This is a genomic window from Maridesulfovibrio ferrireducens, assembly GCF_016342405.1.
GTDB lineage: Bacteria > Desulfobacterota > Desulfovibrionia > Desulfovibrionales > Desulfovibrionaceae > Maridesulfovibrio > Maridesulfovibrio ferrireducens_A.
The window spans coordinates 113,836-126,108 of the sequence record NZ_JAEINN010000011.1 but is presented as its reverse complement, the minus strand read 5'-3'; the positions used below and the strand labels follow the sequence as shown (position 1 = coordinate 126,108).

The following is a 12,273-nucleotide window of genomic DNA, read 5'->3' as shown; positions in this document are numbered from 1 at the left end:
GACTTACCTCCCTATCACCGTTTGAATCGCTTTCAGAGCGGCGGCGGTACCAGACTGGGCTGTCTTTGTGACGTCCAGAGGTTGCCTTGCACACCCGGCGGCGAAAATGCCTTGTTCTTCTCCGCCTATAATGAAGCCCTGATCATCAACCTGCACTCCGGAAGGAACCGGAACACCTGCGAGACTAGGCTGCATTCCGGTAGCCAAGACAATGAGATCATGCTCATTCTGCGCCTTAATACCGGTTTCAGCATCCTCAACTGTGACGAGAACATTGCCAGAACCGGAAACTTCGATAACTTCAGCGACCTTACCTTTAACGGCGTTGATCTTGTCATCAGAAAGAATACGTTTGGCAAATTTGTCGTAACGGCCCGGAGTACGAAGGTCGATGTAATAAACAGTAACCTTTGCATCAGGGTACTGCTCACGAACATAAGCGGCCTGCTTCAAAGAAGCCATGCAGCAAATGTATGAACAGTAATTGAGATGATTTTCGTCACGTGAACCCGCACATTGTACGAACGCGACATTTTTTGGCCGAGCACCGTCAGAAGGACGGACAATCATGCCGCTTGTAGGACCACTGGGAGCTGCAAGACGTTCCATCTGCATATTAGTAATGCAGTTCTGTACAGTTCCAGCACCAAGATTTGAAAGTTTAGTTACATCGTAAGGCTTCCAACCGGTAGCATAAACGATGGAACCGACATTGAGAGTGATGACCTTTTCTTCGTCTTTGAGATCGATAGCATCGATTCCTTCGAGAAGTTTGAGGTCAGCATCAGTACAGTTTTCCTTTTCAAGGACGTATCTTGCGGGGAACGCAAAAGGAACATCCATGTAAAGGGCTTTACGGTCACAGAGTTTGAATTCGAATTCATCGGTAACGTTATTGGAAAGTTTTGCGATGACTTCGTTTAAATCAATACTGCCGGGACCGACATACCTAGGCTTGATGCGGATTTTGACTTCAAAATCCCCTTTAGAACCACTGATGGATTCTACTTCAGCCAAGGTAAAGAACTTTACGTTCTTATTGTTTTTGATTCTCTGAAATTGAATCTCCAGACCGCAGGAAGGGGGACACAGCTTTGGAAAATACTTATTCAGCTGCATCACTCGGCCACCCAGGAATGGCGCCTTCTCTACGATGAAGACTTCATGGCCTACTTCAGCGGCTTCGAGTGCAGCAGTTATTCCGCTGAACCCGCCACCAACGACAAGTATGCTTTTTGACATTCTCTATCCTCCTGAACTCTTTGAGGCCTTAGCCATAAAATGGCCCAAATCCGGACACCGACCGCTTTGGTCGCAATTCGGATTCAGACCATTTCAGCGCTCCCGCCAGATAAGAACGGCTGCGGGCCGTTAAGCCCGCAGCCGCGTAGTCTCATGCCTATATTAAACAGGGATGATCTGGTGGTATGTTTTCTTGAAAACGACGGTTTCGCCTTTTTCAACATCGTATTTGGAGTTTACGAAACATTTCCAGTTGGTGTCATCAAGACCCATGAAGTCTCCGCGGTAGTAGAATCCAGGATAACGGGATTCTTCACGGAAGCTGATGTGCTGCATGTGCAGGCGTACAGTCCACAATCTGTGGAACTGTTCCCAACAACGCATCAATTCGTGGAGGTCACGTGCAGCCAATTTCTGACTATCTTCTTCCAGCATTCCAAGAAGCTTGAAACCTGTAGTTAGAAGAGCGCCGGAAGTGACGTACATTGTTCCACAACCACCACCGTACTCATCGGTGCACTTTACGAGGCGCATCATGAAGTTCTTAGGAGTGATATAATTAGGGTTGACAATTGGGCAAGTAGAAATAGATTTGCCTGCTTCGTAAGTATACCAAGGCTGGTACAATTCTTTAGCGAGGTCAGCAATATTTTCTTTGATTGTTGGTTTGAAGTCTTTGTGATCTACACACCAACGAACCATCTGCTTACCAACGATACGGCCTTCAGCATGTGAACCGGAAGAGAACTTATGGCCGGAAGCACCGACACCATCAGCACAAGTGAAGAGACCGTTAACAGTAGTCATACGGTTGTAGACTTTACCGTTATCAGCTTTCACTTTGTAATCTTCAGGAACCCAGTCTTCATCAGGACCGGAAGTCCAGATACCACAACAACCGGAGTGAGATCCGAGAAGGTATGGTTCAGTAGGCATGATTTCAGAACCAGATTCTTCTGGTTTGATATTCATACATGCCCAGAGGTTGGCCTGGCCAACACACATATCAAGGAAATCTTCCCAAGCTTCAGACTCAAGGTGCTTCTGCTCAGCGGGAGAGAGTTCTTTGAAAGTGTTCTGAAGCGCAGTAGCGGTATCCATGTAAATTGGACCGCGACCTTCGCGCATTTCACGAAGCATCATGTGGTTACGGAGACAAGTAGGAATTACATGTCCTTTAGCGTATCCACGATCTTCATAAGGTTTGAGCATTGCGCGGTTTGTTTCGCAATAGTCTTCACCTTTATAGTTGGTTGCTTTAGCTTTGAAAAGCAAGAACCATGCACCAACAGGTCCGTAACCGTCTTTAAAACGAGCAGGTACGAAGCGGTTTTCCATCATGGTCATTTCAGCGCCAACCTGAGCACACATAGTATAAGTGGAACCTGCGTTCCATACTGGATACCATGCACGACCCATACCTTCACCAGTGGAACGAGGACGGTAAACGTTTACAGCACCACCACAAGCTACTACAGCTGCGTTGCACTTGAATACGTATACTTTGTTCTCACGAGTGGAGAAACCAACAGCACCAGCGATGCGGTTTGGCTCATTAGCGTCGAGGAGCATTTTTACGATGAAGATACGTTCCATGTAGCCATCTTCGCCGAGAGCCAATTTGGCTGCTTCAGCAACGATACACTTGTAGGATTCACCGTTGATCATCATCTGCCAACGTCCGGAACGAACGCAAGCGTCGCCGTTGCGCAGGGAGAGGCCAGCAGCCTTTGCCTGAGCACCGTCGAGGTTTTTACCATCTTTTTTGATCCAGCAAGGAAGGCCCCACTCTTCAAAAAGATGAACGGAATCATCAACGTGACGACCTAAGTCAAAGATAAGGTCTTCACGGACGATGCCCATGAGGTCAGTACGAACCATGCGGACGTAATCGTCAGCATTGTTTTCACCGAGATATGTATTAATAGCGGAAAGACCCTGTGCGATAGCACCGGAACGTTCCATAGCGGCTTTGTCGAGAAGCATGATGGAGAGATCTCCACCAACTTTCTGGATCCAACGGCATGCTTCGTAAGCAACACCGCAGTTACCCATACCACCACCGACGAGAAGAAGATCAACGTCTTTTTCTATAAGCTCTGGTTCTGCAAGCGCAACGCCCTTGGCAGCTTCTTTAGTAGGGAGCAGAGGCATGTGTCCTCCTTGGTAGGTTACAAATTTCTTAGATTTAATCAAAATGTTGCGAACAACGAATTAATGATTAAAGCAGATCCTTTATTACTAAAGTCTTACCTGCATCGCCAACTTCAAGTTTAGTTCCGGAAACAACCTGCGGTACAGCAAGTTCAGTTTCGGTGAAAAGAAGTTCGCTATCGAGGTCAGCTGGTTCTGGTTTACCTTCGTAAGGTTTAATAGAGCCTTCTGGTGTAGTACGGATAGGAAACTTGAAACGTTTAACATCACCATTACGGAACTTAACAGTCCACATAATGTCTTCAGCTGAACGCATAGGAATTGAAGTTCCGCCCATAGGTGCAAAGTCGCCGTAAGGACGAGCTTCGATAGCGCCCTGAGGACAAATTTTCACGCAGGAGTAACATTCCCAACATGCATCTGGTTCCTGATTGTAAGCCCGCATTTCTTCGGGGTCCAATATCATGAGATCATTCGGGCAGATGTACATACAGGCGGTCTTTTCTCCACCCTTGCAGCCATCACACTTTTCCGGATTGACAAAGGTCGGCATACCTAGTCCTCCTAAAAGTTAAAGTTATCAATCACCGACAACATCCTTAACCATTTATATTCTTGCCTTTAAGTTCAAGGCTCGAGGTCAATTGACTATCAAGCCCGACAAAAGGTGTCAAGACGAAAGTGAAATTTAGAACAAGCTCATTTCAACGAACAGTTGCAACCCGAGAGAAAACAACATTTTGGAGAAGCGGAAAGCGCTACGATAATTTAGATGAGACCAAAACAAGCGCTTAAGCGTGTTCTATTATTCAGAGCTTTTAGTTCATTCCAGCCTTCCATTGCAAGCCTTTTTTTAAGTTTGTTACATAAAGTTAACTTTTAACCTAACATCCCGTAATTGAAATAAAATCATTTGGATTTTACCCAGACCTTATCTAGACTTTATTACACATAATTCTATATAAATACTAAACTAGAAGCGGTTTTGGCTGCGAGCCATCACCTGAATCTATCGTTAAAATTAAATTGGAAGATTTAATTCAATACTGTTCTCAATCGATGGTAAGCAGCAAACAACTTAATAAGACCATTCTCCCCTTCATCGTGACGCATAAACACTCAAATTAAAACAGATTAACTCCAACACTGCAGTCAGACCAAAAGACACTTTGTGAAAAAAATGCTTTCCTTTTAATTTTGCCCTTGACATTTCTTTCACAAAGGATTCATAAGTCCATTTAAGAATTATGAAAAAGCAAATAACGATGCGCTTTGTATCTGAATGAGCTCTACTAATAATACTTGTTTTAAAATTTCGTTCTGCGGACCGTGCCTTCTATAATATGGAAGAGCAGACCTCATTTAAGAGGCGGAGATATATTCCTCTAATGGTTCCGCGGACAGGCCCAGGTGTTGAAAATAATTACAAGTAAGGAGACACACATGTCTAAGCTCGTAGCCCCTCACGGTGGAAAAGGTCTCGTATGTTGCCTTCTCGAAGGCGCAGAACTCGCAGCAGAACAGAAAAAAGCTGAAGGTCTCAAAAAGATCGAAATTTCCGGACGTGCTAAGGGTGACCTTATCATGATGGGTTGTGGTGGTTTCAGCCCTCTGAACGGCTTCATGAAAAAAGCTGATTGGAAAGGCGTTTGTGAAAGCTTTCTGATGGCAGACGGCACATTCTGGCCAGTTCCTGTAACACTTGACGTTGACGAAGACGTTAAAGTCGGTGAAGAAATCGCTCTCGTCCGTAAAGGCGAAGTTTACGCTACCATGAAGATCGAAGAAGTCTACGAAATGACTGATGAAGATAAGAAATGGGAATGTGAAAAAGTATTCAAAGGCGAAGGCGAAGAATCTGCTGATGACGTTTTCTGGAAAATAGCTCTTGAAGACCACCCAGGTGTCAAGATGGTTATGGCTCAGAAAAAATTCAACATCGCTGGTCCTGTTAAAGTTCTCTCCGAAGGCGAATACCCTGAACAGTACAAAGGCGTTTACCTCCGTCCTGCAGAAACTCGTGCAGCTTTTGAAGAAAAAGGCTGGTCCATCGTTTCCGCACTTCAGCTTCGTAACCCAATGCATCGTTCACACGAATTCCTCGCAAAGATTTCTATTGAAGTCTGCGACGGTTGCTTGATCCATTCTTTGATCGGTAACCTGAAACCAGGAGACATTCCTGCTGACGTTCGTGTTAAAGCAATCGACACTCTCGTTGAAAAATACTTTGTTAAAGACAACGTTATTCAGGCTGGTTACCCTCTTGATATGCGTTACGCTGGTCCTCGTGAAGGTCTGCTCCACGCAACTTTCCGTCAGAACTACGGCGTTAACAGAATGTTGATAGGTCGTGACCACGCTGGTGTTGGTGACTTCTACGGCCTGTTCGAAGCTCAGGAAATTTTCGACAAAATTCCTTATGCAACCGAAGCATGCCCAGAACCAGGCAAAGCACTTCTTTGTCAGCCAATGAAAATCGACTGGACTTTCTACTGTTACAAATGTGACGGCATGGCTTCTCTCCGCACATGCCCACATAACAAAGAAGAACGCGTAATCCTTTCCGGAACTAAACTCCGTAAAGCTCTCTCCGACGGCGCAGAAGTTGTTGATCACTTCGGTCGCGAAGAAGTTCTCGTTATTCTCCGTGCTTACTACGAAGGCCTCACTGAAAAAGTTGAAGTCAAAATGCAGGGCGCAGCTTCCGGCGACGCAATGTAATTAAAGTAGTACCACTACTTGCTTTTATAGGGAGGAGGCGGTTACCGCTTCCTCCCTTTTCTTTTGCTGTATTTTCAACTATATAAATACAGCATATATTGTCATATCTTTGGGGCTTGCTCATCGGCGAGTTTCAGGCTAGAAAGGCGTTCTTCCCTATATCACTCATCAGGAACAAAAAATGCCCAATTACAAAAAATTTGATAGCCCCGATAGATCCGATAGACCTGGTCGATCCGATAGATCCGATAGACCCGGTAGATCCGGTGGCGATGCTCCGCGCAAACCGTCTCTCCTCCATGAAATTAGAGACCTTGACGAACGTCTAATTTCAATGATTTCACGCAGAAACACCCTTATGGGTAAAGCGGCCTCTAAACGTAAATTGAAAGGTCTGCCTCTCGCTGACCCGGATATGGAAAGACGTATATTTGAAATCTGGACAACAAAGTCCGCAGATGAAAAATTTAATCTCAAGGCTGCGCGCAGAGTTTTCGAACAACTCAACACTCTCGCATATACTTGTGTAGCCAAACCTGAAAACCGCAATCTGCCTTCTTATTCGCTATCACCGCCAAGAAGACCTGTAAAAGTCACCATTGACGGCCCATGCTCTCTTTTCCAGTCACAGCTATGGATTGCCCTTGCTGCGATGTGTTCAGCTGACGCCAAAATGTCTCCCTTGTCTGTTAATGATCAATTGACGGAGCTTGCTAAAGCTTTCAATCAGGCTGGAGCTCACATTTCATGGGAAAATGATACTATCGAATCCCGCTCTGGCGAAGGAGTTTTCTTCGAAGATAAACTTGTCTTCGCAGGCGATGACGAAATGACCTTGTATCTTATTCTTGCTTTCGGGCTGAAATCTCCCGGCAAGTTTAAAATTGCAGGCGGTCCCATTCTTAAACAGTATGACTCCAGACAGTTGACATCATTGCTGTCACCACTTGGAGCCCGCCTCAACACTCTTGATCTTCAGAGCCATGGACTGCCCGCCAGACTTGAGTGCGGTGGAAATATGGTTTCTTCTCTCACATTGACTGAAGAGACCCCACCCAAATTTGCGGCAGCGCTTACTCTTGCAGGATGGACATATCCACAAGGTATGAACCTCAAATTCGACAAAAACTGGGCTGGAATCTCTGAAATACGTGATGCAGTCGAAGTTCTTAATACTTGCGGTATCAAAGCTGTTCTTACTGAAACAGAATGTACAGTTCCTTTCAGCAACTCCTTTTCTTTCCCTGAGCAGCCAAACATTGCTCTGGACCCGGAACTGAGTGCAGCTCTACTTTCAATCCCCGCTTTTGCCGGCGGGAATGTAACTATCAAAGGAACATGGCCGAAAAATTCACCTAAAGCGAAAGATGCTCTTAAAGCTCTTACTTTAGGAGGCTTGGTTGTAAAGGTTTCCGATACTGAAATCAGTTCCACCAAAGGCGAACAGCCACAGTCGGTAAATATTGACTTCGGAGAAGCATCAAAACTTTTCCCAATCGGAATTGCACTTGCTGTTAACTCCGGAACTCAGTGTTCACTTCAGGGAATTAAAGACGTGACATTGTTTGAACAGGGCATAGAACTGCTCGAACGCCTCGGACTTCAATACGCCCGCACCGAAGACGGAGTTCAGATTACTCCCGGCAGATTGGAATGGGAAGATGCTTGGACTGCTCCGACTCCTTATTTCGGAATAGCTCTGGGACTGATGGCCTGGATTCGCCCGGGACTTTCCTTATTGAACCCCGGAGATATCACCGAACTGTGGCCTCGTTACTGGACTCTTTACAATAGTCTTCCTGAAATTGACGGATTGAAAGACCCCGAAGTGAAGGAGCTGAACGATGACGCAAAATCAAACAGAAGAAGAATCAAAATTGATTAGTATTCCTGAAATAGAAGAAGCTATTGAGTCTTTTAAAAATGAACTTGAAGCATGCATAAATAGAATTCAGGAACTTCTCAAAAGCGAAGACCCTATTAAGGGTATTTATTTCGCACAAGAAATATTTGAGAGTCAAAGAGACAAACTTCGTCTCGAAGTCGAAATAGACTCTCGCAGAAAAAAAATTAATCGGATCAAACTCGGAATGACCGAGTATTAATCCTAAATCATATTGAACAGGTCTGTTTATTCTTAAATTAGAATAGCGCATAAGCAACTTTGGAGGCATCATGGGTTTTAATATTACTGAAAAAATTATTTCCAGCCATCTTATAAATGGGAAAATGGAATCAGGCTCTGAAATAGGCCTTAAAATCGACCAGACATTGACTCAGGATGCCACCGGAACCATGGCGTATCTACAATTTGAAGCCATGGGTATTGCCAAAGTACAGACTGAACTTTCTGTGAGTTATGTTGACCACAACACCTTACAGATGGGGTTCCGCAACCCTGATGACCATCAGTATCTCAGAACAGTAGCTGCCAAATACGGAGTAGTTTTCTCGCCAGCAGGAACAGGCATCTGCCACCAGCTGCACCTCGAGAATTTTGCTAAACCGGGTGCAACTCTGATCGGTTCTGACAGCCACACCCCCACTGCCGGCGGACTCGGTTCTCTGGCTATGGGCGCAGGCGGGTTATCCGTAGCTCTTGCTATGGCAGGCCAGCCTTACTCTATCCCCATGCCTAAAGTTGTTAAGGTCGAACTGACCGGAAAGCTGACCGGCTGGGCCACCGCTAAAGATATCATCCTCCACCTCCTTGGACTGCTCACAGTCAAAGGAGGCGTAGGAAAAGTCTTTGAATTCGGTGGCAAAGGTGTTGAAACTCTGACAGTTCCTGAACGCGCGGTTATAACTAACATGGGCGCAGAACTCGGAGCAACAACTTCCCTTTTCCCAAGTGATAAACAGACAAAAGAATTCCTCAAAGCCATGGGCCGCGAAGAAGATTTCAGCGAGCTTATCGCGGATGAAGATGCAACATATTCTGATACCGTTGTAATCAACCTTTCCGAACTTGAACCGTTAGTAGCGCAGCCTCATATGCCAGACCGCGTAGTAAGTGTTAAATCTCTTGCCGGTCTTAAAGTCAGCCAGTCTGCAATCGGTTCCTGTACCAACTCTTCATATTCAGACCTCAAGACAACAGTACTGATTCTAAAAGACAACCAGCTTCCTCAGGGTGTTGATCTGATGATCTCCCCCGGCTCGAAGCAAGTGTTAAAAATGCTCGCGTCCGAAGGACTTATCGGGCCTTTACTTGATTCAGGAGCAAGACTTCTTGAATGTACTTGCGGTCCCTGTATAGGCATGGGCGGGTCTCCTGTCTCCGCCGGAGTCAGCGTAAGGACTTTCAACCGCAACTTTGAAGGTCGCAGCGGAACTCAGGATGCCAAGGTTTACCTTGCGTCTCCTCAGACCGCAGCCAAACTGGCTCTTGCAGGCGAATTCACAGACCCTGCAACATGGGGAACTCCACCGGAAAAGATCGAATTTCCTGCTGAGATTCCTTCTATTCGCCACCTTTTCATCTTCCCTCCTGAAAACGATGAGAATGTAGAGATCATTCGCGGTCCTAATATTATACCTCTTGAATCATTTTCAGCGTTACCTGAAATAATCACTTCTGAAGTACGTCTAAAAGTCGGTGACGACATCACAACTGACCATATTCTCCCTGCCGGAGCACAGATCACAGCTCTGCGTTCAAACATTCCTGCCATCAGCGAATACATTTTCAGCCGCGTTGACGAAAACTTCGTCAGCAGGATGAAAAATTCTGACAACGGAATAATCCTCGGCGGAGAAAACTACGGACAAGGCTCAAGCCGCGAACACGCTGCTCTGGGGCCACGTCACCTTGGTGTTGTGGCTGTCATTGTTAAGTCCCTTGCACGCATCCATAGAGCAAATCTTATCAATTTCGGCATTCTACCCCTTGTACTATCTAACAAGAGCGATTACGACAAACTATCCGAAGGAAGCGGTCTATCCCTCGAAACTACATCCTTGACCCCGGGCGGAGTGACCGAAATGACCACTGCAGACGGTATCAAGATCAAAGTCGAGAACGATCTTTCGGAAAAAGAACTGGCTATAATCTTAGCCGGCGGCCTGCTTAATTACGTAGGCAAAAAATAATAAATGAGAATGACACAGCGATCAAAGACTATTTGATTGCTGTGTCTTACATGTATACCAACATTTAAAGCAGTACGAACTGCTAACTGGAGTACGGAGACGTCATGCTGGACATTATGCGCCAAAATGCCCAAGGCTGGGGCATTAAAGTTTTATTCGGTATCATCATTCTGGTTTTCATTTTTGCCTTCGGCATGAGCGGTTTTGACGGCAACACTGATCCTGTCATCGCTTACGTAAATGACGAACCGATCCCCACGCAGGAATTCGTTGAAATCTATCGCCAGACTGCTGAGATTCTCAGAGAACAAGACCCTAATATTGATCCTGATCAGCTCCAGTCTCCTGAATTTAAAAAAGCGATCCTGAATCAAATTATTAATTCAAAAATTCTTGAAGCTGAAGCTAGACGTCTTGGAATTTCCATTTCAAACAGCGAACTCTATTACGAGATCAGCAAAATACCCGCTTTTACAACTGCCGATGGTAAGTTTGATAAATCACGTTACCAAAACTACCTACAGGGTAGACAAATGTCTGCCTCAACTTTTGAAAACGATATGCGTAACAGCAATCTTATTCAGAAGATTCAGGAATATGTAGCAATTCCAGCTGTCCCTACCGAAGCTCAAGCTCGCGCGCTCTTCAACTGGGCAGGCGAAAGATCTCAGATCGATTACTATTATGTTTCCGGTGCTGACTTTCTTGACAAAGCAAAAATCGAAGACTCTGCAATTGAAGCATACTACAAGGCTAACCCCAACAGCTTTACTGTCCCAACTCGCAGTAAAATTGAATATATTTCCTTCACTCCTGAAGAATTGTCTGTCTATGAAGATGTAAGCCCTGAAGAGCTGAGCAGTTACTATGCAGCAAACAAAGATCATTTTGAGCAGGATGAACAGATTAAAGCCCGTCACATTCTTCTGCTTGTCGATGAAAATGCCAGTTCTGCCGACATTAAAAAAGCAGAAAATAAAATTCAGAAAATTCTAGCAAAAATAAAAGCTGGCGGAGACTTTGCCAAGCTTGCAGAAAAATATTCCGAAGGCCCAAGCAAAACAAAAGGCGGAGAACTCGGATGGTTCAGCCGCGGTGCAATGGTTAAACCTTTCGAAGATGCAGCTTTCAAACTTAAAAAAGGTCAAATCAGTGAACCTGTCCGCACACGCTTCGGCTTCCACATAATAAAAGTCGACGACACCCGCGAATCTGGACAGAAAGCTTTCGATCAGGTTGAAACTGAAATTAGAAACACAATTGCTCAAGAAAAAGCTGCTGATTCAATCAGCTCAAAGCTTGACCATGCAATCGACCTCCTCGCTTCAGGCATGAAACTTGACGCCGTCGGCGAAGAACTTGGAGTTGCAATTCAGAAAAGTGAAAAAGCAACCCTTGAGAACCTCACCCGTGCGTTCGGCATGACTGAAGACGCAGCAAAAACAATTATAGGTCTTCCTAAAGGAAGTTCAACTGAAATGCCTGTTGCAGTAGATAATGGATATCTCATAGCTCAGAAAGTTGAAGAAATTCCGGCATCTCTCAACCCGCTTGAAGAAGTTAAGAAAGACATCAATGACTTTCTTGCTCAACAGCAGGCAATGGAGATGGCAAAAATTAAAGCAACTGTTATCATGGGCAAGCTTTCCACTCCGGAAACAGCTGAGCAGGAACTTAAATCAATCAAAAAAGACCTCAAAACCTCTGAGCCTTTCGGTAGAGACGGTTTTATTCCCGGTCTTGGTATGAATCCTAAGCTGACTGAAGCTGCCTTTGCGTCAACCAAAAACACTTGGCTGAAGCAAGCTTTTGAACTTCCCGGAGGCTATATTGTCGCAAGACTTGATGAAACCATTCCTCCAAGTGAAGAAACATGGGAAAGCCAGAAGCAAGCTATCCTCACAAGCCTCGAACGCCAGCAGGCTAATGAAATGATTAATTCATTTATGACAGAATTGCGATCCAAAGCAAAAGTCGAAGTTGTCCGCCCGGACATTCTTAATAATTAATCTCTAGTTAACGATTAGTTAAAGAGTCTGTTCTTACGGGAACAGACTCTTTTTT

At 45.1% G+C, this 12,273-nt stretch carries 8 protein-coding genes; 5 read left to right on the top strand and 3 right to left on the bottom strand.

Features of this window, described 5'->3' with window-relative positions:
• Positions 1-3 precede the first annotated feature (3 nt).
• The 3 genes from JEY82_RS12895 to aprB form a co-directional block, all read right to left on the bottom strand.
• Entirely contained in the window at positions 4-1,242 is a 1,239-nt protein-coding gene (locus JEY82_RS12895; RefSeq protein ID WP_304086042.1) for a CoB--CoM heterodisulfide reductase iron-sulfur subunit A family protein, read from the bottom strand.
• A 162-nt stretch (positions 1,243-1,404) separates the two neighbouring features.
• Positions 1,405-3,396: an adenylyl-sulfate reductase subunit alpha gene (gene aprA / locus JEY82_RS12890; RefSeq protein WP_304086040.1), complete on the bottom strand. Its 1,992-nt coding sequence runs from the start codon at positions 3,394-3,396 to the stop codon at positions 1,405-1,407.
• 67 nt (positions 3,397-3,463) lie between these two features.
• Positions 3,464-3,949, bottom strand: a complete 486-nt coding sequence (aprB, locus tag JEY82_RS12885; protein ID WP_304086038.1) for an adenylyl-sulfate reductase subunit beta — start codon at positions 3,947-3,949, stop codon at positions 3,464-3,466.
• 890 nt (positions 3,950-4,839) lie between these two features.
• On the opposite strand from aprB, the gene sat reads away from it, so the two are divergent.
• The 5 genes from sat to JEY82_RS12860 all read left to right on the top strand — a co-directional run bounded on the left by sat (position 4,840) and on the right by JEY82_RS12860 (position 12,218).
• On the top strand, positions 4,840-6,117 hold the full coding sequence (gene sat, locus JEY82_RS12880; protein ID WP_304086036.1) for a sulfate adenylyltransferase: 1,278 nt from the start codon (positions 4,840-4,842) through the stop codon (positions 6,115-6,117).
• Positions 6,118-6,298: 181 nt separating this feature from the next.
• Positions 6,299-8,002 carry a chorismate mutase gene (locus tag JEY82_RS12875; RefSeq protein WP_304086034.1) on the top strand — a complete coding sequence of 568 codons (1,704 nt, stop codon included), beginning with the start codon at positions 6,299-6,301 and terminating at the stop codon, positions 8,000-8,002.
• Positions 7,962-8,222 carry a hypothetical protein gene (locus tag JEY82_RS12870; protein WP_304086033.1) on the top strand — a complete coding sequence of 87 codons (261 nt, stop codon included), beginning with the start codon at positions 7,962-7,964 and terminating at the stop codon, positions 8,220-8,222. The genes JEY82_RS12875 and JEY82_RS12870 overlap by 41 nt, the downstream gene beginning before the upstream one ends.
• 70 nt (positions 8,223-8,292) lie before the next feature.
• Positions 8,293-10,209 (top strand): aconitate hydratase, encoded by a 1,917-nt coding sequence (locus tag JEY82_RS12865; protein ID WP_304086032.1) that lies wholly within the window; start codon positions 8,293-8,295, stop codon positions 10,207-10,209.
• A gap of 104 nt (positions 10,210-10,313) precedes the next feature.
• Positions 10,314-12,218: a SurA N-terminal domain-containing protein gene (locus tag JEY82_RS12860; RefSeq protein ID WP_304086031.1), complete on the top strand. Its 1,905-nt coding sequence runs from the start codon at positions 10,314-10,316 to the stop codon at positions 12,216-12,218.
• Positions 12,219-12,273: the final 55 nt, after the last annotated feature.

What these genes read in the sequence shown, in the direction of transcription:
- sat (WP_304086036.1), top strand. Translation starts at nt 4,840, where the DNA reads ATGTCTAAGCTCGTAGCCCCTCACGGTGGAAAAGGTCTCGTATGTTGC.
- JEY82_RS12870 (WP_304086033.1), top strand. Translation starts at nt 7,962, where the DNA reads ATGACGCAAAATCAAACAGAAGAAGAATCAAAATTGATTAGTATTCCT.
- aprB (WP_304086038.1), bottom strand. Translation starts at nt 3,949, where the DNA reads ATGCCGACCTTTGTCAATCCGGAAAAGTGTGATGGCTGCAAGGGTGGA.
- JEY82_RS12895 (WP_304086042.1), bottom strand. Translation starts at nt 1,242, where the DNA reads ATGTCAAAAAGCATACTTGTCGTTGGTGGCGGGTTCAGCGGAATAACT.
- aprA (WP_304086040.1), bottom strand. Translation starts at nt 3,396, where the DNA reads ATGCCTCTGCTCCCTACTAAAGAAGCTGCCAAGGGCGTTGCGCTTGCA.
- JEY82_RS12860 (WP_304086031.1), top strand. Translation starts at nt 10,314, where the DNA reads ATGCTGGACATTATGCGCCAAAATGCCCAAGGCTGGGGCATTAAAGTT.
- JEY82_RS12875 (WP_304086034.1), top strand. Translation starts at nt 6,299, where the DNA reads ATGCCCAATTACAAAAAATTTGATAGCCCCGATAGATCCGATAGACCT.
- JEY82_RS12865 (WP_304086032.1), top strand. Translation starts at nt 8,293, where the DNA reads ATGGGTTTTAATATTACTGAAAAAATTATTTCCAGCCATCTTATAAAT.